The organism is Mycobacterium sp. E1747, assembly GCF_001667775.1.
Taxonomy (GTDB): domain Bacteria; phylum Actinomycetota; class Actinomycetes; order Mycobacteriales; family Mycobacteriaceae; genus Mycobacterium.
The window spans coordinates 65,584-86,703 of the sequence record NZ_LZJI01000049.1 but is presented as its reverse complement, the minus strand read 5'-3'; the positions used below and the strand labels follow the sequence as shown (position 1 = coordinate 86,703).

Genomic DNA, 21,120 nt, shown 5'->3' with positions numbered 1-21,120 from the left:
CGGCATCACCCGGCCCTTGCGGCAAGCCCCCCGGTGCGCTATAGGTTGAGAGTGGGAGGGCAATAATTCACAGACGGTCGCGCAGTGCGTCGATCGCGCGGCAGATCCGCTGCTCGCTCACCGGCCGTGCCGTACCCAGCTGCTGCGCCCACAGGCTCACCCGCAATTCCTCGATTTGCCGCGCAACGTCGCGGACGTCGTCCGCCGCCCGCCGCGCGGGTGAAAGCGCCTGTGCGAGTTCGTCGTAGGCGTGCTGCACGGCGTGCATCCGGCGCATCCGATCCCGGTCCGCTTCGGTCGCGTGGGGCAGCCGGTCGAGGCGCCGGCGGATTGCAGTCAGGTAGCGGGCGAGGTCGGCCAGGCGGTCGCGTCCCGTGGCGGTGACGAACCCCGCCGGCAGGAGTCGATCCAGCTGAGCGCGGATGTCGGCGATCGCGTCGGCCTGCGCAGGCGAGGGCCGGCCGGGCAGGAGCAACCGCGCTTCCTGCGCGGTGGCCAGCACCTGCTCCACGCGGGTCACGATGTCGGCGGTCGCCGGCGCCAGGGCTCCGGCGACGCGATCGCACAGCGTGGCGAACTCGTCCCGGTTCCACACCGGCGCGGGCAGCAGCGCGTCCGTCGCGGCGTCGGCGCAGTCCTCGAGCAGCGCGGTCAGCGAGCCATCCGGGTTCGCGCCGAGCGAGAGCCGAGTCCGTGGGCTCAATTGTCGTTCAACGGCTTTGACCGGGGACGGCACGCTCAGCCGTACCAACCGGCGCAGACCCGGCCCGATGGCACCGTCGCGCTCCACCGGGGTCGCGAACACCCGCAGGTCGACGGCGGCGCCCGCGTCGACGAAACCGGGAAAGCCGCGCACGGCGCGGCCATCGACCGTTCGCTCGATGACCGGTGGCAGCGCGTCAAGGTCCTCGGGCCAACCGCGGAGGCCGGCCCGTTCCAGCTCGCCGGCGACCGCCCGGGCGACGGCCCGGCGCGCAGGCGCGGCCAGCCGTTGTTGCAACGCCGCCAAGTCCTTGCCGCGGGCGACCTCGGTGCCGTCGCCGGACTCGACGGCGAAAGTCACCCGCAGGTGCGCCGGAATCTTATCGAGGTCGAAGGCCTCGACGGGGACCAAAACGCCGGTGCGACGGCGCAATTCGCGCTGCACCGCCGCCAGCAGCGGCTCCCCCGCCGGGTCGATCCCAGCCAGCACGGCACGCGCGGTGTCGGGGGCGGGAACGAAGTTGCGGCGCAAGTCCTTTGGCAGCGATCGGATGAGCGCGGTCACCAGCTCCTCACGCAGCGCCGGCACCTGCCACGCGAACTCATCACCGCCCAACCGCGCGAGCACGTCGATCGGCACGTGCACCGTGACTCCGTCGTCGGCGGCGCCCGGCTCGAACCGGTAGGTCAGGGGCAGCGCGACATCACCCGAACGCCAGGCATCCGGCGGCTCGGCGTCAGCCGAGTCGCCGGTGCGCAATAGGTCGTCACGAGTGAAGGTGAGCAGTTCGGGCGTCTTGTGGCGCTGCTTGCGCCACCACGCGTCGAAGTGGCGTGCCGAGACGACCTCGGCGGGCACGCGCGCGTCGTAGAACGCGTAGACCTCGTCGTCACCGACGAGCAGGTCGCGGCGGCGGGCCCGTTCCTCGAGCTCCTCGAGCTCCGCGCGCAGCCGCGCGTTGTCGCGGAAAAAATGATGGCGGGTCTGCCAGTCCCCCTCCACCAGCGCGTGCCGGATGAACAGTTCCCGCGCCACCGCCGGCTCCACCCGCGCGTACCCCACGCGGCGGCGGGCGGCCAGGGGCAGGCCATACAGCGTCACCCGTTCGTAGGCCATCACCTCGCCCCGCTTGGAGTCCCAATGCGGCTCACTGTGGCTGCGCTGCACCAGCTCGCCCGCGACCCGCTCGACCACCTCGGGCTGAATCCGCGCGGCGGTGCGCCCGTAGAGGCGGCTGGTTTCTACCAGCTCCGCCACCACCACCCAGCGCGGCGGCCGTTTGGCGAGCGCCGAGCCCGGCGCGAGGACGAACCGCGAGTTGCGCGCGCCCACATATTCACGCCCGTCCTCCCGGCGCATGCCCACATGCGACAGCAAGCCGGCCAACACCGCCGCGTGCACCCGCGCCGGATCGGCCGGTTCGGCGGATTCGGCGTCTTCGACGATGCCCAGGTCACGGGCGATGCTGCGCAGTTGCCCCACCAGGTCCTGCCACTCGCGGATGCGCAGGTAGTGCAGGAATTCTTCGCGACACATCCGCCGAAAAGCATTGCCGGTCAGTGTGTTTCGGCGTTCCCGCAGGTAGCGCCAGAGGTTGAGGTAGGACAGGAAGTCGGAGTAATCATCGGCGAAGCGGGCATGCTTTGCGCGCGCGGCCTCCTCGCGGTCGGTGGGACGTTCCCGCGGGTCGGGAATGGTCAGCGCGGCGGCCAGCACCAGCACCTCACGCACGCACCCCTCGGTCTCGGCTGCCAGGATCATCCGGCCCAGGCGGGGGTCGACGGGCAGCCGCGCCAGCCGACGGCCCAGGTCGGTGATGGCACCGTCGGCGTCGAAGGCCCCCAACTCCTGCAGCAGCTGGACCCCGTCACGGATGCTGCGCCGGTCCGGCGGGTCGAGGAACGGAAAGTTCTCCACCTCACCGAGCCGCAGCGCCGCCATCTGCAACAGCACTGCGGCGAGATTGGTCCGCAGGATCTCGGGCTCGGTGTACCGCGGACGGGCCGCGAAGTCCTCCTCGGAGTACAGGCGGATGCACACGCCGGCCGCGACGCGGCCGCAGCGGCCGGCGCGTTGCGCGGCGGACGCCTGCGAGATGGGTTCGATCGGCAGCCGCTGCACCTTCAGGCGGCGGCTGTAGCGCGAGATGCGGGCGTTGCCGGGGTCGACGACGTAGCGGATGCCAGGCACGGTCAGCGACGTCTCGGCCACGTTGGTCGCCAGCACGACCCGGCGCCCGGTGTGCGGCGCGAAGACCTTCTGCTGCTCGGCGGTCGGCAGCCGCGCGTAGAGGGGAAGCACCTGGGTATTCTTCAGTCCGCCCAAAGCTTCAGCCGTGTCCCGGATTTCGCGTTCACCCGAGAGGAATACCAGGACGTCCCCGGCGGGCTCGGCTTCCAGTTCCCCGACCGCATCGACGATCGCCTCGACCTCGTCACGGGTTTCGGTGCGCACGATCTCGTGGTCGGGGTCGTCCGGGTCGTCGTCCGGACCGCTCGACACCGGAACTTCCAACGGCCGGTAGCGAATCTCCACCGGGTACGTCCGCTCGGAAACCTCGACGATCGGCGCGCCGCCGAAGTGGTCCGCGAACCGCTGCGGCTCGATAGTCGCCGACGTGATGATCACCTTCAGGTCGGGGCGGCGCGGCAGCAGTTCGTGCAGGTAACCGAGCAGGAAGTCGATGTTCAGGCTGCGCTCGTGGGCCTCGTCGAGGATCAGCGTGTCGTAGCGCAGCAGCCGACGGTCGCGCTGAATCTCGGCGAGCAAGATGCCGTCGGTCATCAACTTGATCAGGGTGCGGTCGCTGACCTGGTCGGTGAACCGCACGGTGTAGCCGACGGTCTCACCGAGGGGACTGCCCAGTTCGTCGGCGATGCGCTGCGCGACGGTGCGCGCGGCCAGCCGCCGGGGCTGGGTGTGCCCGATGGTTCCGCGGATTCCCCTGCCTGCCTCCAAACAGATTTTGGGCAGTTGGGTGGTCTTGCCCGAACCGGTCTCGCCGGCGACGACGACGACTTGGTTGGCGCGCACCGCGTCGGCGATCTCATGCCGCCGCTCGCCGACCGGCAGGTCGGGATAGGCGATCGCCGGCACCGCGGCCCGCCGGGTGACGACGAGCGCCTCGGCCTGCGCGATCTGATCGGCGAGCTGCCGCAGTGTGCCGTGTTTCGCGCCGCGCAGATTTCTCAGGCGCCTGCCCAGGCGTGCGGCGTCGCGGGTGGTCAAACCGTCGAGGCGGGCGCGCAGTTCCGCGACGGACAATTCGGCCACTTTGGCCAGGGTAGGCGCGTGGCCCGCCGGCGGCCGGGCAAGGCCACGCGGGATTCACCCACACGAGGACGTCGTCCCCGCCGCCTGCGCCCTGTTCTCGGCCACCAGACGGGGGCCAAGGGGGCAACCCGCGGTGAGCGTTCGCGGGCGGTCAGTCCGCCGCGGAGTCGCTGTGCGGTCTCGACGCCGCCCACAGCCTCGAGTGCACCATCGTCGAACTGCGCGGCAAGCATGATTGGCCCTCCGCCACAACCGGTTTCGCCGTGACGCCGCCCTGGTTCGCCGGCCGGCTGGAAGCTCCCGGCGTCCCGGCCATCGCTATGCCCCAATCGGTGTCAAGTTCCTCGAGCGCCGGCACGATGGGCGAATACGAGCTGGTTTTCATGCCTGAGGCCCACACCCGGCGCCCTAGGCTGAACCCATGAGCCTCGTCACCTATGAGCTGGCCGACCACATCGCCACCATCACCCTGAACCGACCCGAGGCTCGCAACGCCATCAACGGCGCCCTCCGCCAGGACTTGAACGCGGCGTGGGAGCGGTTCCGCGACGACCTCGACGCGTGGGTCGCGATCCTGACCGCCAACGGCGACGTGTACTGCGCGGGCGGCGACCTCAAGGACGGCGAAGGTTCGGTCGGTACCTTCGGCGGCACCTTCTGGGAGAAGCCGACCATCAACTCCTTCGAATCCGGGATGGAGCTGTTCAAGCCGACCATCGCCGCGGTGCACGGACCGTGCATCGGCTACGGCGTGACCGGGGTGCTGTTCTGCGACTTCATCATCGCCAGCACCGAAGCCAGCTTCTGCTTTCCGGAGGTGTCGATCGGCGTCCCGACCATCGTCGGGGCCATCCGGCTGCCCCAGCGGATCGGCTGGGCCAATGCCATGGAACTCCTGCTGACCGGCAAGCCGATGAGCGCGGCGCGGGCCAAGGAGGTCGGTCTGGTTTGGAAGCTCGTAGACCCCGACGACCTGCAAGCCGAGGCCCGGGCATGGGCGCGGACGCTCACCGAGGCCGCTCCCCTGGCGCAACGGGCGACCAAGGAGGTGGCGTGGCGAACGGCGGATATGGGCTGGATCGAGGCGGTGCGCTTCGGCGAGACCATGCGTAAGGTCGCCGGGGCGACCGAGGACGTCGGCGAAGGGCTACGGGCGTGGGCCGAGAAGCGCAAGCCTCAGTGGCGCGGCCGTTAGAACGCGCGGCAGGCAACGTCATCGATCCTGCCGACGAGTGGACCGGCCCCGTTCGTATCCGGCTGCCACCGGAGGACAACCTCTGTGGCGCAAGATGATTAGGCGTGCCCGCGCCGCGTTGGCGCCGCCGCGCCAACCGCCGGAACCGCGGTGACCCGCGGTGTGACAGGATTTCGCCATGAGTGCACGCAGACTTGTTCGCATTGTTGGTGTTTCGGTGGCGACGACCTGGGCAGCGCTGAGCATCCCGGTCGCCGTCCCCACCGCGGTCGCCGACGCTTGCTCCGACGTCTCGGTGGTCTTCGCCCGCGGCACCCATCAGGAGCCGGGTCTGGGCAACATCGGCCAGGCGTTCGTGGACTCGCTGACCTCGCAACTCGGCGGAAAGTCCGTCGACGTCTACGCGGTCAACTACCCGGCCAACGACGACTACCACAACAGCGCGAACGCCGGGTCCACCGACGCGAGCACACACATCCAGGACACGGTCGCCAGCTGCCCGAACTCGAGGATCGTGCTCGGCGGATACTCCCAGGGCTCGACGGTGATCGATCTGGCCACCAACGCCATGCCGCCCTCCGTCGCCGATCACGTCGCCGCCGTCGCGCTGTTCGGGGAGCCCAGCAGCGGGTTCTCGTCCATGCTGTGGGGCGGTCAGCCGCTTCCGACGATCAATCCCGCGTATGGAGCCAAGACCATCAGCCTGTGTGCCCCCGACGATCCGATCTGTTCTGCCGGCGGCAACATCATGGCGCACGTCTCCTACATCGCCGCCGGGATGACCACCCAAGCCGCGACGTTCGCCGCTGACAAGATCAATCAGGGCACTCCGTCGCGCGCCTGAGCGCCGCTGTCAGTCTTTCGCCCGTTCCTCTTGGCGCTTCAGCTTCTCGGCGTCCGCCGGCTGGGCGACACGGTCCGCCTCGGCGCGCTTGGCGGCGGCGTCACCCAGCTTGTCCTCGGCCTCGTCGATTTCCGCTGCCGCGGCCTTAGACACGGCCTTCTCGGTGGCCTGCGTCCCGGTCTCCACCTGGCGCTTGGCCGACTCGACCGTCCGCTTCTGCCGGTCAGCCGCCTCGTCGGCGCGACGTTTCGCCGCCGCGCTCTCCCGCTGAGCCGACCGCGTTGCCGCGCGTTTGCGTTGTTCGGCCGTCTCGCGCGCCTCTTTGATCTCCTGCTGGGTGGCCGCCTGCGCTTCTTGGCGCTCGGCGATCGCCTCGTCGCGGGCGCCCTGGAGCTTCGCGTCGGCCTGTTCCTTCCTGGCCGCCGCCTTGGCGTCCAACTGTGCGGCGCGGCCCAGGGTGTCGCTGCGTTCGACGAGCGCCGTCCCGCGCTCGACCAGGTTCGGGTCAGCGAGCGCATTGCCGACGGTGGCGTCGAGCATGCCCAGGGAGCGCTCGAACAACAGGCGCGCGGGCGCGTCGGACGGGATCCGCGTGACGACCCGGTCCTCGATCACCTGCAACGGGAAACGGGCCAGTTGGTAGTGAAACCGTAGAACTGCCAACGGAACTTCGGATATCTTCATCAACTTCTCCTGGGTTTAGGCCGCCGTCAGGGCAGGTCGGCCTCATCGGACACGTCCCGGGCGTGGCGCCGCAAACGGTTGGCCTCCGACTCTTCGGTGCGGGCCACCTGCACCGACGTCTGGTGCTCGGCGACGGCGTCGACAACTTCCTCGGACGCTTCACGGATCTCCGCGCGTTCCTCGGCCTTCGCTCGTTGCGCTTCGCGCTGTGCGCTCAGTTCGGCTTGGGTGATCTCGGTGGTTGCCCGCTGGCGCGCGGCCTCCTCCGCCGCGCGCTTCTGAGCCGCCTCTTGGGCCTCGATCGACTCCTCGGCCGCGACGGCTCGGGCGTTCGCGGCGACCCGCTGTTGGGCGCCTTCCGCCTTGGCTTCGACCGCCGCTTCCCGCGCCTGCTGGGCCTGCGCCTCGGCGACGGCCTCCGTCGCGTTGGCTTCCTTGCGTTCGTGCGCCTGAGTCTGCTCAAGCTGCCCCTCGGCAGTCAGCGAGTCGTTGCCGGTCACAGCGCCGACGACCTCTTTGGCTTTGCCCTTGATCGAATCGATCAGGCCCCTGCGCGCTTCGTCGGCTTTGTTGTGCTCGCTCATCGACAGTCTCCTTGCGGCGTAGCCAAGTGCGTTCGTTCGTGTCACGCCCAGTGGTTCCAGCCATAGCGCCGATGAAACCAGCGTGTGACCTGGGTCACCGCCCGGCGATCCGGATTGTCGCCCTCAGGTGAACGAATTGGCCAGCGTTTCAACCGAAGTCGAGCGCCGGGCGGGTATCGCGCTGCGCTGCGAATTTTCCGATCGGCTACCGTCGATGGCATGTCCAAAGTCTCCGGTAACGACCCCATCGACGACGTCTCCCCCGGCGACATCATCGCCGTCGACCGCGGCTTTGGTGAACAGCCCTACAAAGTGGTGTTCAAAGATGCCACCGAAAGTGGTTACGTCGTCACGTTCGAGGCCGAGGACGGCGAAACCTTCCAGCTCGATCTGGCCGCCGGCACCCCTGTGACCAGGTCGCTCGAGTCGAAATGGGAATCTGCGCAGAGTCCCACCCCGCGCACCGAAACCTAGACCGCCGGTCCTCCACACCGCTCACACCCACCTCGATCGCGGCGGTCGCCCATCGGTGGAGTAAACGCAGCGACTCGTTTGGGCCCGCTCTGGACGGGAATGCAACACCCCAACGAAGGGAGCGGCGTGAGCGATCTGGATTTCGCCAAGCAACAGGAGTTGGGAGCGGTCAAGACCGTCGCCGCCGCGTGGCCCCGCCACGCACCGGGCAGACGGTCACGATCGCGTGCCCCGTCGAGCGGGCCGAACAGCCTGTCGCGACCCCGAGTAGATGGCGGTGGCGTTCGGTGACATCGCCGAGGCCGAGCCATGAAAAGGACAGGTGTCGGCAATGACCACGCAGCCCCCCAACCCCGACCCGGTACAAACGCCCGGCCTGGAGCCGGGAGGGGGCGTCCCCCCGGGGGCCACTCCGCCTGCTGCCCCGCAGACCGCGGGCGTCGGCGTTCATCGACCCCCGGCGACCCGGCGGTTCACCCCCAGCTCCCTACTCACGGTGATTGGCGTCTGCGTCTTCGCCGTGGTGTTCCTGGCGGTTGCGGTGCTGCTCGTGATGAAACTGGTCGGGGTGTCTTGACATGAGCATCAGCGCTGAGGATGTCCGGCGGCTGCTGGATCGCCAGGACGAGGACGCCGTGCTGGTCGCCATCGAGGGCCGCATCGACGTCGCGTCGGTCGCGGAGTTGGAATCACCCGATTACCGTGGCGCCCTGCAGATCGCGACGCGCCGGGAGTTGCTGGAGCGCACCGGGGGCGCGCAGCTGTCCGAGCGTGAGCTGGCCGAGCAGGCCGAGGAGCTCGACACGGCGCTCCGCAACCTGGGTGCCTGACGCACCCCCGCGGGCGAATCTTTCGTCAACCCCGTGGCGGACGTCCACGGCGAAGTAGCCTGCCCTCCGCTGGCCCAGCTGGAGGTGAACCTGGCGCTGGAGTTCTTCGTGCGGCGCATCGACTCTCCGAAGCTTGTGGTCGACCCGCCGCCGTACCGGCACAATCAGGTCTTCCGCGGGCCACGCCATCTCTGGATGGACTTCGCCGCGGTCGCCGACTGAACGGCTTACCGGCCGATTGTCACGGGGTCGCCGACGTGGATGACGCCGTCGGTCACCGCAGCGAGATATGCGCCTGCGCATGGCTGAGGGCCGTGACCGCCCGTATCCCAGCGATTTTCGGCGGCGGGCGTGCGGAGAGCCTGCGGTGCACGTGGGAGTGGGCCGTGCTCGAGTGTCGGTACGACGCAGCGTGACGTTGCCGTCAGGACGCGCAGCCGCATCTCGCCGACCGTGATCTCCCCGCCGACCCAGTCGTTCTCCACATAGGGCGGGCAACCCGGCGGCGTCGCGAACACCAGGTTCGGGCGGTACCGCAGGGCCTCGACGCCGATATGTTCCAGCGTTGCCGTCGTGATCGCGTGCAAAGGGGCTTCGTCGGTGAAGGAGTCGCCCGGCGTCGTCTGCGCGATCTCCAAGATGCGGCCGCCGACCTCGGCGTCCAGGCCCAGCGCCAGCAGCTGCTCGGGGTCCGGGCGCACCAACGTCGCGCCCTCGGGGCGCTGGGTGACCAGTCGGACGGATCGGCCCAACAGCTGCGAAAGCCGTTCATCGATCCCCGGGTCGTCGGCCGCCACACTCGTCCCGTCGGGCAACTTGATGTTCACCCCGCCGGCGTGGCGATTGGCGGTGCACGTCAGCAGCGCGCGCCACAGTCGGGCGTTCTTGGCGCTGGCCACATGCCCGGTGGTGGCGTCGAGCAGTGCCAGCCGCCGGTCCCCTTCGGCGCCATGCTCGTCGACGAACATGCTCTGCACGGTCTCGCCGAGCATCGACTTCACCGGGTAGCGGAGCAGGCTCTGGACCCGCGTCTCCCCCGCGGCATGACCTGAAATGGCCGTCGGCTGCTCCACTGGCTGTCCCCACTCGGCGATCCTGCCGGCACTGTCTGCATCAGACTATGCGGGCAGGACGCGGAACCCAGTGGTAGGTCGGAAACCGATCAGCCGGGGCAGTAGGTCGATTCCGCCGCGCTGACCCAGCCGGTCATGTCCGCGAACGAAAAGCCCTTCGAGCTCATGCCGGAATGCAGGTCGGCGGCAATCTCATCCGGCGTCTTGCCGGCCATCCGGTCGGAGCACACCGCGTGCCCCAGGCCGATCATGTCGGAATCGCTCGACGAGGGCCAGGTGAACCCGAGGTTGTGCAATTTCGCCAAGTAGGCGTCGTCGGTGCTGTCGGCCGAGGCAATTGCGGTGCTCGCGGTCAGGGCAGCGCCAACCATCACGGGAATTGTCAATTTGGCCAGCCAACGCTGTGGAAGCATTTCGCGCCCTTCTTTTCTGGTCGGTGTTGAGGTGGGGACAGTATATGAGCGAGCGCCGGGGACCGATATTAAAACCAAGAAAAATTGATGCGGGCCGCGCATCCGGCCCGCGGCCCTTTTTCTGGGAACGGAATGCGATTTCTGACAACGCTGCCCCTACAGGTGAGAACGGTAGCGAGCGTCCAAGGTGAGGGGCGGTACAGCGGAAGGTGCGAACTTTCGGCGCACGGTTATAGCCAAATGATGCCGTATGGGTGACGTGCGGATTATCGACGGAATAATTGGGGCATTTTTCTGCCTTTCGCCGATAGCGAAATGACGCATCAGCACACAAAAATCATACGAAACAATTGCCCGTGACATCTGTCGATATTGGACGCGGTTGTGTCGCTCCGAAAATGGGGCGTCCGATCGGTGCAGGAAACCTCAGTGCGGGAGCAACCGTTGTTTTTGCTCGAGGAACTCGTCCTCCGTGATGATCCCCGCATCGCGCAGGGAGGCCAGCTCGCGCAGCTCGGCGGCGATACTGGTGATCGGGCCACCGGCGGGGACTTGCGGCGCCGTGGCCCCACCCTGGTTCGCCTGCTGGGTGGAGGCCCTGATTCGCTCCGCGCGACCCGCGCCGCCCGTGCCGGCGATGGCACGTCCGGCCATGCTCGCCGCAGCCATCTCGCCGAACAAGCTCCCGGTCCCCCCGGACGAGGCCGAAGCGGCCGCGCCGACAGTGGTGGCGGGCAGGGCCAGGGCGGCGGGGCGTACGGCCGGGGCGGCCGCCGCCCAGGCCGGCGGCACCGACATTGCGCCGACGGTGTTGGCCTCGCCCAGGGCGGCCGTCGCCGCCGACCCCCCCGCCTCATTGGTGATGACCGGGAAAGGCGTCGGGGGCACGGGCGCCCAGCCGGGCCAAGATTGAACCCCGGCCCAGCCGCTGACGATGTCGTCGGTGTGGAAACCGGTCAACGCCCCCGAGACGTCGTAGGGAAGCGCCACGACGGCGGCGGCAAGCCCCGCGGACCCGACTTCCGGGTCGACGAACACCGCACTCAGGTCTGCCGCCAGACCCAGCAGGTCCCGGCCGCCGAAGCCGAAATCGAGGGGGCTCGCCAGGTTGAGCAGCGCATCGGGCGCCGCGGAGAAGGCTTGCTGTGTCGACGAGAGGGCGTTTTGCACATTTCCGGCCGACGTGACGGCGGCCTGGTTGAGCGCGGCGGCTTGCCGCACCGACCCCCCCGAATCGGTGCTCGGTTCTGGCGAGGTGAACGGCGTCAGCCTGGTTGCCGACGCCGACGCCGCCGCGTAGGCGTACATGGCCCCGGCGTCCTGGGCCCACATCTCCGAATACTGCGCCTCCGTGGTCGCGATCGCCGGCGTGTTCTGACCGAGAATGTTGGTCGCGATCAGGGACATGAGCAGGCTGCGATTGGCCGCGATCACCGGCGGCGGCACGGTTTCGGCGAACGCGGTCTCGTAGGCTGCCGCGGCGGCCTTGGCCTGGTTGGCGGTCTGTTCGGCTTGCGCCGCGGCGGTGCGTGTCCAGGTCACGTACGGGGCGGCCGCGGCCGCCATCGCCTCCGCCGCCGGCCCGAGCCACGGCCCGCCCGTCAGCGCCGCGACCTCCGCCTGGTAGGAGGTCGCCGCGGAATGCAGCGCGCCGGCCAGCGCGTCCCAGGCCATCGCGGCGGTGAACAGCGGCGCGGCACCCGGGCCGGTATACATCCGCGCGGAGTTGATCTCCGGAGGCAAAGCTGCGAAGTCCATGTCGTCGTCTCCTCCGGATGGGTTAACAGGTAGCCACGGCGTGAACGGGCCGTTGCAGGCGGTAGGGGGATTGCCCAACGGGCAGCAAACAAATCTCGTTTCTTCTAGTAGTACAGGTGCGGCATCGGCGGATAACCGAGTGCTGCCCCCTACCCGCACGTCCGCCCAAGAACACCGATAAATTACCCTCGCAGCGCAACGCAGGCTGCCAACGCCACGGAGCGCCTCGGGGCTTTGCCCGTGCGAGCTCAGCCAGTCGGAGCGGACCGACCCGACGTCACTTGGTCTGCTTGGATCGACTCCATCACCGCGAGTTAGGTCAATTCATGAAATTTGTGCTGGCGGCTTACGGAAGCCGGGGCGACGTCGAGCCCTGTGTCGCCGTCGGCCGCGAGCTGCTCCGCCGAGGCCACGACGTGCAGATGGCGGTCCCGCCTGACAGGTGCCGATTCGCTGAATCGGCGGGGGTCACCGCTGCCGCCTACGGCCCGGACACGGCAGAGCAGGTACACGCGGCCACGGAGTTCGTTCGCCGCGTCCAGGAACCGATGAGCGCGCTGCCGCAACTCTCGCAGCGGGTCACCCAGGTATGGGCGGAGAAAAGCGCGGCCCTGGCGGCCGTGGCGGAGGGCGCCGACCTGCTGGTGGCCGGCATGAACGAGCAGCGGCTGGCCGCCAACGTCGCCGAGTCCTCCGGCATGCCGTTCGCCGCGCTGCACTTCTTTCCCGCGCGCGCATTAGACCTCGGCGTGGCCCAGGCGCACGTCACGAGCGTGGCCGAGGATGCGCAACGCTTGGCGCTTGGCTTGCCGCAAGGCGGTCCGTCGTCGAGCGGTCCAGTGCTGGAAATCCAGGCTTACGAAGAGTTTTGCTTGCCCGAGTTGGCGGCCGAGTGGGCGGGATCTGGGTACCGACGGCCCTTCGTCGGTTCGCTGACGCTGGAAATGCCGACCGAGGTCGACGACGAGGTGCTGTCGTGGATCGCCGACGGATCGCCGCCCATTTACTTCGGCTTCGGCAGCACTCCGATCACCTCGCCCCCCGAGACGGTCGCGGTGATCAGCGGGGCGTGCGAGCAGTTGGGCGAACGCGCCTTAATCTGCAGCGGGTCGAACGATTTCACCCGCCTGAGCCGGTCGGCTCATACCAAGGTCGTGGAGGCGGTCAACCACACGGCCGTCTTCCCGGCATGCCGCGCGATCGTGCACCACGGAGGCGCCGGTACGACCGCCGCGGGGATGCGAGCCGGAGTCCCCATGCTGGTGCTCTGGCTCTGGCTCGATCAGCCGATCTGGGCATCCGCGGTGAGCCAGTTGGGAATCGGGGTCGCGAGGGCCTTCTCGGACTCGACCTACGATTCACTGATCGCGGATCTGCGCACCCTGCGTGCCGCGGATTACGTCACGGCAGCCCGAGAGGTGGCCGCTCGGATGACCAAACCCGCCGAAAGCGTCACCAAGGCCGCCGATCTCCTCGAAGACGCCGCCCGCTCAGGGTGATTGACGGGTGGAGTCGATCAGTGGTGCAAAACTGCCGCGTCGTGTAGAAGATTCTGGTGCAGGGTCCGCGTTCTGAGCCTCTCGATCCGTCGATCCTCTACGAGGCGATGATCAGGCGGTGGTATCGCCGGACGTCCGCCGAGGGGCACATCAGAGTGCCGGCCGTGCCGGGCCTGATCGACGAGTATGTACAGTTGTGCGGCAACATCTGCGCCACACTGGGCGTCTGGCACACACCTGAACAGACCGCTGCGCTGCGGGTCTCGCTCGAGACCGAGCTGGCCAAGGGCTTCAAGGCCTCCCCCCGCTCGGACATCGTCATCTCGTTCGACGCCCCCTTCGGGACGAGCGTCAACATCCGCGTGAAGGCCGAGTGGCGGACACTCGACGCCGACTACGACCAATGGGTGGCCGTGCGCCCGGCGCCGCTGTTCGGAAAGGAGCCCGACGCGCGGGTGCTGGCTCTGGCCGCCGAAGCGGCAGACCCGACGGCCTACCGCGTGCTGGATGTCGGGGCGGGAACGGGGCGCAACGCGCTGGCGCTGGCCCGGCGCGGCCACCCGGTGGACGCAGTCGAGATGGCCGCGAAACTCGCCGACGTCATGCGCGTGGAGGCGCAGCGCGAATCGCTGCCCGTGCGGGTGATTCAGAGCGACGTCTTCACCGCGATGGAAAGCGTCCACGACGAATACCAGCTGATGGTGCTTTCCGAGGTGGTGCCCGACTTCCGCACGGCCCAGGAACTGCGGGGCGTGTTCGAACTGGCCGCCGAATGCCTCGCTCCCGCCGGACAATTGGTGTTCAACACGTTCCTGCCTCGCGACGGTTATCTGCCCGACGAATCTGCGCTGCAATTCGGTCAGCAGTGCAACACGATGATCTACACGCGCGACCAGATGGTGAGCGCGGTGGCGGGACTCCCCCTCGAACTCGTCGCCGATGACTCCGCGTACGAATACGAGAAGGCTCATTTGCCCGCGGGAACCTGGCCGCCCACCGGCTGGTTCGAGGGTTGGGCCAGTGGACTCGACATGTTCGACGTCGACCGCGAGCACTCGCCGATCGAGTTGCGCTGGCTCGTCTACCGCAAGACGGACTGAGCCGCCGGTACTAGGCGGACAAGTCGCGGGTGGCCGGCCCCTCCAGCAGGGCGCCGTCCGGGGCGAAGCGCGACCCGTGCAACGGACATTCCCACGCCTTGTCGGCGTCATTCCAGTTCACGATCCCGCCGAGGTGCGGGCACACCGGTGAAACGCGATGCTCGGTGCCGTCGACGCGGCAACGCGCCTGAAGATGCCACGGCGGTCCGCTGACCACGCCGCCCTCGTCCGCGCCGGGGCTCCGGCGGCCCGCGCGCAGCAGCGGTGTGATCCAGCCCTTGGCCAAATCGAATCCCACCTCGGCGTTGAACTGCATCGCGGTCGGCAGCCCGGACAACTCGTGTGGGCTCCAGCTGGCGAACGCTTTGGCCCAATCCATCCGCCCGCCCAGGATTCGGCTCGACAGCGCCAACGCCGCGGCGGCGCCGTTGGTCATCCCCCACTTGTTGAATCCGGTTGCGACAAAGATGGTTTCGGTGTTCGGCAGGATGGGCCCGACGTAGGGCAGCTGATCGATGGGGGTGTAATCCTGCGCCGACCAGAAATGCGTCTGCTCGGCACCCGGGTAGTGCATGCGGGCCCACGACGCCAGTTCCTCGAGCGCCTTGGTCGGGCTCTTCTTGCGGCCCACGGTGTGGCCGGCCCCGCCCACGATCAGCAGCTCCCCGTCCGGAACCGGCGCGTAGCGCACGGAGCGGGTCGGCGAGTCTGTCGAGATCATCATTGGCCTGGTGATGTTGCCGGGGACCTTGAACGCCAAGCAGTAGGACCGGCTCGGCTTGACGCGCGCGAAGTATCCCCCACGGTCCAGGATCGGGATGCCGGTGGCGAGCACCAGCTGCCGGGTCTCGAGTTCCACGTCTCGCTGATCGGCGTCGTTGATGTGCACGCGCACGCGGTCGCCGCGGCTGGACACCCGCCGGACCCGGGCGTGCTCGACGAGGCGGCCGCCGCGGCCGAGCAGCTCTGTCGCCAGTGCGTCAAGGAACGGCATGGGATCGAACTGCGCCTGATCAGGCAGCCGCACGCCGCCGTGGTAGGGGAACGGCACGTCAGCGTCGTCGTCCCAGACCGCGGGCAGCCCAACCGCCTGGCAGGCCCTGAGCTCCAGCCGCGCGGACGGCACGCCCTTGGCGGACTGGGCATACGTACAGGCATCCTCGCGCTGCACCGCGATGCCATGCGACTCGCAGTAATCGACCACCCAGTCCTGGCCTTCGCGATTGCCGTCCACGTAGGCGCGGGCCAGGTCCCGGCCATGCCTGGGCAGGATCTTCGACAGGTGCGTGCCCTGCAGCAAACTGATCTTCGCGGTGGTGTTTCCGGTTGCGCAGGCCCCGACGGTGCGAGCCTCGAGCACTAGCACGTCCTTGCCGGCGCGGGCCAACAGCACCGCGGTCATCAGCCCGGTGATGCCGGCACCCACGACGATGACATCCGCGGAGCGGGGACCTTGGTCAAGCTGGCTTGCGGCCCAAGGCTGTTCGCCGCGGTTGGTCAACCATAAAGACGTCACGGGTGGGCTAATACCCGCGCCGACCCCAGGGAAACACCGGTGCGGCCCGGCTGGCGGCGTCACGCCCGCCTCAGCTGCGCTTTCGCCTCCCTGACCGATTGTGCCGCGGCGCGGCTGGCTCGCTTGGCGCGGCCGTAGTCGGCTTCGGCGCGTTCGAGTTCGCGCTCGGCTGTCCGCAACGCCGCGAGCGCCTCGTCGCGACGCTGACGGGCGGCATCGCGCTCGGCGCGGCGCTCGGACAGCGCGGCGTCGGCGTCCGCCCCCTGGCGTTCGGCGGTGGTGACGGCCGCCGTGAGTTTCTCGAGACGCCGGTGCGCGGCGGCGTCGCGCACGGATCGCTTGGCGGGCTGTGGCCGGGGTTTTGCCGGCCGCTCCTTCGCTTTTGGGGTGCGGGCGGAGGTTGTCGATACCGTGGTCGCGGCGCCGACGTCGCCGAAACCCGACCACTGTTCGGGCCGGGCCAATCGGCCGAGTCGCTGCCTGACCTCTGGCTCGGCGATGGCGGCTTGCAGCGTGCTGGTGATGTCGTCGCGCAGAGTCGAGGACGGCTGTTCGATGTCGGCCGCTTGGAATGCGGCCCGTGTGAGTTCGTCGATGAGCCGGTGCTGCTGGGCGGACAAGTCCCGGATGCGTGCGCCGTCCATGGCGGCGTGCGCGGCGCGCAACTCATCGCCCAGCCCCGCCAGGCGCTGCCCGGTGTCACGGTGTCGCAGCGCGAGCCGGTTGACGATCCATGCCGCCGTAGTTGGCTTGTTGCAGGCGGAAATTCGCTTGGCTGCCGCGTCGTCCCCGCGGCGTTTGGCCGCGGCGGCCAATCTGGTGCGCTCTGCGGTGAACTCCTTCGGCGGCGCCCAATAAAGACTGTCGAGTTCGTCGTCGGCCATGACGCCATGATCCACGTGCCCGGCCGCCGTCTGTTTAAAAACCGCACCTCCGTGGCACCTGAAGGACAACATCGTCGCGCCGAGCCAGCGAGCGACTTCGACCCGGCATCAACAGAACGCAAGGATCCCTCAGCTCAATGATGTCCAAGACCAGTGATCGGCCCATTCACGGGATCCTCCGGGATCGCCGGTTACTCCTTGCCGTGGTGGTGGTCGTAGCGCTGGTGGGCGCCGTCCTGATCGCGGCGTCCCTCGGTTGCTTCGGAGGTGGGTGCGGTCACCGGAGCGCCTCGTCGAGGCCCTCGGGGCCGGCGCAGGTGACGATCACGCCGGGCCCTGACGCCCATGACGTCGATCCGCTCGCGCACGTGATGGTCAAGGCCGACGCCGGGACGCTGACCGACGTCCGGATGGTCAACGACAGTGGCAAGTCGGTGCAGGGCGTGATGACACCCGACAACACGGTATGGAAGCCGACCGTCCCCCTGGGCTACGGCCGCACCTACACCCTGACGGTGGCCAGCCGGGGCCCCAATGGTATTGCGTCGAGCCAAGTTTCGTCCTTTTCGACGTTGAAGCCGTCCAACCAGACGAAGGTGTCGTTCACCACCACGTCAGAGGCAGCGCTCAAAGATGGCGGCACCTATGGGGTCGGGACGGTTATCGTCGCGCACTTTGACGAACAGATCGCCGATCGTGCCGCCGCCGAGCGTCAGCTCGCCGTGAGCACCAACCCCAAAGTGGAGGGTTCCTGGTACTGGGTCGACGACCAGAACGCCCACTGGCGCCCGGAGCACTACTACGCGCCGGGCACGACCGTCACGGCCGAGGCTAAGATCTACGGAATCTCGTTGGGTGACGGTCTATTCGGGCAGGACGACACCAAGGTGTCCTTCCGGATCGGCGACGCCCACGTCTCCATCGCCGACGACGCGACCCATCAGGTCAGCGTCTTCAACAACGGAGCCTTGCTCCGCACGATGCCCACCTCGATGGGGATGGGCGGGACCGAAAGCGTCGGCGGCAAAAGCATTTCGCTCTGGACTCCCCCGGGCATCTACACCGTGCTCGACAAGGGCAACCCCGTCGTCATGGACTCCTCCACGTTCGGGCTGCCGAAGAACTCCCGCCTGGGCTACCGCGAGACCATCAACTGGGCCACCAAGATCAGCACCGACGGCATCTACCTGCACGAGCTGGACGCCACGGTGTGGGCTCAGGGGCATCAGGACACCTCACACGGATGCCTGAACCTCAACGCCGACAACGCGAAGTGGTTTTACGACTTCTCGGTGCCCGGTGACGTGGTGGAGGTCCGCAACAGCGGCGGACCGCCGCTGACGCTGGCGCAAAACGGCGACTGGACACTCAGCTGGGACGATTGGCGCAAAGGCAGCGCCCTGAAGCCCCAGACGTGACGCAGCCCATTCGCCTAGCCGATTGTGTGCCACTTCACAGTAAAGTCTTGACTCGTTCCAAATAAGTGCGTCATATTGGTGCGGTGTCATCGACGGCCGATTACGCGGAACGACTGCGCATGGCCGATCTCCGGGTGACCCGACCGAGGATCGCGGTACTCGAGGCTGTCGACGCCCACCCGCATTCCGACACCGAGACGATCTTCTCGGCCGTCCGCGTGGGCCTGCCCGACGTGTCCCGCCAGGCGGTGTACGACGTCCTGAACGCGCTGAGCACGGTCGGGCTGGTGCGCAAGATCCAGCCCTCCGGGTCGGTGGCCCGCTACGAGTCGCGCGTCGGCGACAACCACCACCACGTGGTGTGCCGCGTCTGCGGCGTAATCGCCGACATCGACTGCGCCGTCGGCGAGGCGCCCTGTCTCACCCCGTCCGACGACAACGACGTTCTGGATGGCTTCGTCCTGGACGAGGCCGAGGTCATCTACTGGGGCGTCTGCCCCGACTGTTCGACTGCAAGTCCCTAGATCGCAGCCCATCACCCCCTAAGAAAGGAATGCTGTGTCCTCCGATATCTCCCAAGGCCGGCCGCCCCACGAGGACAGCAAGACGGCTAGCACCAGCGAGAGCGAAAACCCCGCTATCCCGTCGCCCAAGCCGAAATCGAATGCGCCGCTGACCAACCGCGACTGGTGGCCGGATCAGGTCGATCCCTCGATGCTGCAGCCGCACAACCCGCGGTCCAATCCGCTCGGCGACGACTTCGACTACGCCGCGGAATTCGCCAAGCTCGACGTCGACGCGCTCAAGGCCGACGTGATCTCGGTGATGACGACCTCCCAGGACTGGTGGCCCGCCGACTACGGCCACTACGGCGGCCTGTTCATCCGGATGAGCTGGCATGCCGCGGGCACCTACCGCATTTTCGACGGCCGAGGCGGCGGCGGCCAGGGCATGCAGCGGTTCGCGCCGCTCAACAGCTGGCCTGACAACGTCAGCCTGGACAAGGCCCGCCGGCTGCTGTGGCCGGTCAAGAAGAAGTACGGGAACAAGATCTCCTGGGCCGACCTGATCATCTTCGCCGGCAACTGTGCCCTGGAGTCGATGGGCTTCAAGACCTTCGGTTTCGCCTTCGGCCGCGAGGACGTCTGGGAACCCGAGGAGACCCTCTGGGGTGAGGAGGACACCTGGCTGGGCACCGACAAGCGGTACTCCGGCAAGCGGGACCTCGCCCAGCCTTATGGGGCGACCACGATGGGTCTGATCTACGTGAATCCTGAAGGCCCCGAAGGCAAGCCGGATCCCATCGCGGCGGCCATCGACATTCGCGAGACGTTCGGCCGCATGGCGATGAACGACGAGGAGACCGCGGCGCTGATCGTCGGTGGGCACAGCTTCGGCAAGACGCACGGCGCCGGCCCCGGCGACCTGGTCGGCCCCGAGCCGGAGGCCGCCCCTATCGAACAGCAGGGACTGGGCTGGAAGAGCTCGTATGGCACCGGCGTGGGCAAGGACGCCATCACCAGCGGTCTGGAGGTGGTGTGGACGCCCACGCCGACCAAGTGGGACAACACCTTCCTGGAGACGCTGTACGGCTACGAGTGGGAGCTGACCAAGAGTCCCGGCGATGCCTGGCAGTTCGTCGCCAAGGACGGCGCCGGTGCGGGCACCATTCCCGACCCCTTCGGTGGACCGGGCCGAGCGCCGACGATGCTGGTCACCGACATCTCGATGCGGGAGTCCCCGATCTACCGGGACATCACGCGCCGTTGGCTGGACCATCCCGAAGAGCTGACCGAGGCGTTCGCCAAGGCTTGGTACAAGCTGCTGCATCGCGACATGGGACCGATCAGCCGCTACCTCGGGCCGTGGATTCCCGAACCGCAGCTCTGGCAGGACCCGGTGCCGGCCGTCGACCACGAGTTGGTCGACGACAGTGACGTGGCGGCGCTGAAGAGCAAGGTCCTCGAGTCGGGCCTGTCGGTTCCACAGCTGGTCAAGACCGCCTGGTCGGCGGCCGGCAGCTACCGCAACACGGACAAGCGGGGCGGTGCCAACGGCGCGCGGCTGCGCCTGCAGCCGCAGCGAAACTGGGAGTGCAACGAGCCCTCGGAGCTGGACAAGGTGTTGCCCGTGCTGGAGCAGATCCAGCAGGACTTCAACGGCTCGGCGTCCGGCGGCAAGAAGATCTCGTTGGCCGACCTCATCGTGCTGGCGGGGTCCGCGGCGGTCGAGAAGGCGGCCAAGGACGCCGGCTTCGAGATCTCCGTGCATTTCGCGCCGGGACGCACCGATGCCTCCCAGGAGAACACCGATGTGGAGTCGTTCGCGGTGCTCGAACCGCGGGCCGACGGCTTCCGCAACTACATCCGGCCCGGCGAGAAGGCTCCGCTGGAACACCTGCTGATCGAGCGGGCGTACCTATTGGGCGTGACCGCCCCGGAGATGACGGTCCTCATCGGCGGGCTACGTGCCCTCGGCGCCAACCACGGCGGCACCAAGCACGGGGTGTTCACCGACCGAACCGGCGCGTTGACCAACGACTTCTTCGTCAACCTGCTCGACATGGGTACCGAGTGGAAGCCGTCGGAGACCGGCGAGAACGTCTACGAGGGACGTGACCGTGCCTCGGGCGCGGTCAAGTGGACGGCGACCGCGAATGACCTTGTGTTCGGGTCGAATTCGGTGCTGCGCGGGCTGGCCGAGGTCTACGCCCAGGATGACAACCAGGGGAAGTTCGTCGAGGACTTCGTCGCGGCGTGGGTCAAGGTCATGAACAACGATCGGTTCGATCTGAAGTAAGACCGGCAGAGCACGCGTCGCCCCGCGGGTCATCGGCTCGCGGGGCGCCGTGCGTCAGGGCGGTGGGCCTGTG

General features: G+C 68.2%; 18 protein-coding genes and 1 pseudogene. 11 read left to right on the top strand and 8 right to left on the bottom strand.

Annotation, left to right across the window (positions count from 1 at the left end; all coding sequences use genetic code 11):
- Positions 1–67 precede the first annotated feature (67 nt).
- Positions 68–3,976 carry an ATP-dependent RNA helicase HrpA gene (gene hrpA / locus A5695_RS05215; protein WP_068079006.1) on the bottom strand — a complete coding sequence of 1,303 codons (3,909 nt, stop codon included), beginning with the start codon at positions 3,974–3,976 and terminating at the stop codon, positions 68–70.
- Between the two features lie 421 nt (positions 3,977–4,397).
- On the opposite strand from hrpA, the gene A5695_RS05205 reads away from it, so the two are divergent.
- Both A5695_RS05205 and A5695_RS05200 read left to right on the top strand, forming a co-directional pair.
- On the top strand, positions 4,398–5,171 hold the full coding sequence (locus A5695_RS05205) for an enoyl-CoA hydratase/isomerase family protein (protein WP_068078998.1): 774 nt from the start codon (positions 4,398–4,400) through the stop codon (positions 5,169–5,171).
- A gap of 178 nt (positions 5,172–5,349) precedes the next feature.
- Positions 5,350–6,015 (top strand): cutinase family protein, encoded by a 666-nt coding sequence (locus tag A5695_RS05200; RefSeq protein WP_068078997.1) that lies wholly within the window; start codon positions 5,350–5,352, stop codon positions 6,013–6,015.
- A gap of 9 nt (positions 6,016–6,024) precedes the next feature.
- Here the strand turns inward: A5695_RS05200 and A5695_RS05195 are convergent, their stop codons facing one another.
- Together A5695_RS05195 and A5695_RS05190 are read right to left on the bottom strand one after the other, a co-directional pair.
- Positions 6,025–6,699, bottom strand: a complete 675-nt coding sequence (locus tag A5695_RS05195; RefSeq protein ID WP_068078996.1) for an IF2 family translation initiation factor — start codon at positions 6,697–6,699, stop codon at positions 6,025–6,027.
- Positions 6,700–6,725: 26 nt separating this feature from the next.
- On the bottom strand, positions 6,726–7,283 hold the full coding sequence (locus tag A5695_RS05190; protein ID WP_068078994.1) for a CsbD family protein: 558 nt from the start codon (positions 7,281–7,283) through the stop codon (positions 6,726–6,728).
- Between the two features lie 219 nt (positions 7,284–7,502).
- Between A5695_RS05190 and A5695_RS05185 the strand changes: the two genes are divergently transcribed.
- From A5695_RS05185 to A5695_RS05170, 4 genes and pseudogenes are all read left to right on the top strand, one after another.
- Entirely contained in the window at positions 7,503–7,757 is a 255-nt protein-coding gene (locus tag A5695_RS05185) for a hypothetical protein (RefSeq protein WP_068078993.1), read from the top strand.
- 331 nt (positions 7,758–8,088) lie between these two features.
- The gene (locus A5695_RS05180; protein ID WP_068078991.1) at positions 8,089–8,334 is read left to right on the top strand and encodes a DUF6480 family protein; all 246 of its coding nucleotides are present in this window, start codon (positions 8,089–8,091) and stop codon (positions 8,332–8,334) included.
- Position 8,335: 1 nt separating this feature from the next.
- Positions 8,336–8,587 (top strand): hypothetical protein, encoded by a 252-nt coding sequence (locus A5695_RS05175; RefSeq protein ID WP_068078989.1) that lies wholly within the window; start codon positions 8,336–8,338, stop codon positions 8,585–8,587.
- A 66-nt stretch (positions 8,588–8,653) separates the two neighbouring features.
- A pseudogene (locus A5695_RS05170) lies at positions 8,654–8,809 on the top strand (cytochrome P450); the annotation flags it as partial.
- 5 nt (positions 8,810–8,814) lie between these two features.
- On the opposite strand, the gene A5695_RS05165 reads toward A5695_RS05170, so the two are convergent.
- From A5695_RS05165 to A5695_RS05155, 3 genes are all read right to left on the bottom strand, one after another.
- Positions 8,815–9,660 (bottom strand): MOSC domain-containing protein, encoded by an 846-nt coding sequence (locus A5695_RS05165; RefSeq protein ID WP_068078985.1) that lies wholly within the window; start codon positions 9,658–9,660, stop codon positions 8,815–8,817.
- An 89-nt stretch (positions 9,661–9,749) separates the two neighbouring features.
- Positions 9,750–10,073, bottom strand: coding sequence for a DUF732 domain-containing protein (locus A5695_RS05160; RefSeq protein ID WP_068078981.1), 324 nt, complete (start codon positions 10,071–10,073; stop codon positions 9,750–9,752).
- 426 nt (positions 10,074–10,499) lie between these two features.
- A complete protein-coding gene (locus A5695_RS05155) occupies positions 10,500–11,831 on the bottom strand; it encodes a PPE domain-containing protein (protein WP_068078980.1) in 1,332 nt (443 codons plus the stop codon).
- A 326-nt stretch (positions 11,832–12,157) separates the two neighbouring features.
- Between A5695_RS05155 and A5695_RS05150 the strand changes: the two genes are divergently transcribed.
- Entirely contained in the window at positions 12,158–13,330 is a 1,173-nt protein-coding gene (locus tag A5695_RS05150) for a glycosyltransferase (protein WP_068078978.1), read from the top strand.
- A gap of 107 nt (positions 13,331–13,437) precedes the next feature.
- Positions 13,438–14,430 carry a bifunctional 2-polyprenyl-6-hydroxyphenol methylase/3-demethylubiquinol 3-O-methyltransferase UbiG gene (locus tag A5695_RS05145; RefSeq protein WP_068078976.1) on the top strand — a complete coding sequence of 331 codons (993 nt, stop codon included), beginning with the start codon at positions 13,438–13,440 and terminating at the stop codon, positions 14,428–14,430.
- Positions 14,431–14,440: 10 nt separating this feature from the next.
- On the opposite strand, the gene A5695_RS05140 is transcribed toward A5695_RS05145, so the two are convergent.
- The gene (locus A5695_RS05140) at positions 14,441–15,946 is read right to left on the bottom strand and encodes an FAD-dependent oxidoreductase (RefSeq protein ID WP_068078974.1); all 1,506 of its coding nucleotides are present in this window, start codon (positions 15,944–15,946) and stop codon (positions 14,441–14,443) included.
- A 59-nt stretch (positions 15,947–16,005) separates the two neighbouring features.
- Positions 16,006–16,830, bottom strand: coding sequence for a hypothetical protein (locus A5695_RS05135; RefSeq protein WP_068078971.1), 825 nt, complete (start codon positions 16,828–16,830; stop codon positions 16,006–16,008).
- 239 nt (positions 16,831–17,069) lie between these two features.
- Here A5695_RS05135 and A5695_RS05130 point away from each other — a divergent pair, with 239 nt between their 5' ends.
- From A5695_RS05130 to katG, 3 genes are all read left to right on the top strand, one after another.
- Positions 17,070–18,248 carry an Ig-like domain-containing protein gene (locus A5695_RS05130; RefSeq protein WP_231974724.1) on the top strand — a complete coding sequence of 393 codons (1,179 nt, stop codon included), beginning with the start codon at positions 17,070–17,072 and terminating at the stop codon, positions 18,246–18,248.
- A gap of 83 nt (positions 18,249–18,331) precedes the next feature.
- The gene (locus A5695_RS05125) at positions 18,332–18,772 is read left to right on the top strand and encodes a Fur family transcriptional regulator (protein WP_082945858.1); all 441 of its coding nucleotides are present in this window, start codon (positions 18,332–18,334) and stop codon (positions 18,770–18,772) included.
- 34 nt (positions 18,773–18,806) lie between these two features.
- On the top strand, positions 18,807–21,047 hold the full coding sequence (gene katG, locus A5695_RS05120) for a catalase/peroxidase HPI (protein ID WP_068078964.1): 2,241 nt from the start codon (positions 18,807–18,809) through the stop codon (positions 21,045–21,047).
- Positions 21,048–21,120: the final 73 nt, after the last annotated feature.

Bases quoted from the DNA above. Each gene is read 5' to 3' on its own strand.
- A5695_RS05205 (WP_068078998.1), top strand. From the start codon at position 4,398: ATGAGCCTCGTCACCTATGAGCTGGCCGACCACATCGCCACCATCACC.
- A5695_RS05200 (WP_068078997.1), top strand. From the start codon at position 5,350: ATGAGTGCACGCAGACTTGTTCGCATTGTTGGTGTTTCGGTGGCGACG.
- A5695_RS05195 (WP_068078996.1), bottom strand. From the start codon at position 6,699: ATGAAGATATCCGAAGTTCCGTTGGCAGTTCTACGGTTTCACTACCAA.
- A5695_RS05190 (WP_068078994.1), bottom strand. From the start codon at position 7,283: ATGAGCGAGCACAACAAAGCCGACGAAGCGCGCAGGGGCCTGATCGAT.
- A5695_RS05185 (WP_068078993.1), top strand. From the start codon at position 7,503: ATGTCCAAAGTCTCCGGTAACGACCCCATCGACGACGTCTCCCCCGGC.
- A5695_RS05180 (WP_068078991.1), top strand. From the start codon at position 8,089: ATGACCACGCAGCCCCCCAACCCCGACCCGGTACAAACGCCCGGCCTG.
- A5695_RS05175 (WP_068078989.1), top strand. From the start codon at position 8,336: ATGAGCATCAGCGCTGAGGATGTCCGGCGGCTGCTGGATCGCCAGGAC.
- A5695_RS05160 (WP_068078981.1), bottom strand. From the start codon at position 10,073: ATGCTTCCACAGCGTTGGCTGGCCAAATTGACAATTCCCGTGATGGTT.
- A5695_RS05155 (WP_068078980.1), bottom strand. From the start codon at position 11,831: ATGGACTTCGCAGCTTTGCCTCCGGAGATCAACTCCGCGCGGATGTAT.
- A5695_RS05150 (WP_068078978.1), top strand. From the start codon at position 12,158: ATGAAATTTGTGCTGGCGGCTTACGGAAGCCGGGGCGACGTCGAGCCC.
- A5695_RS05145 (WP_068078976.1), top strand. From the start codon at position 13,438: ATGATCAGGCGGTGGTATCGCCGGACGTCCGCCGAGGGGCACATCAGA.
- A5695_RS05135 (WP_068078971.1), bottom strand. From the start codon at position 16,830: ATGGCCGACGACGAACTCGACAGTCTTTATTGGGCGCCGCCGAAGGAG.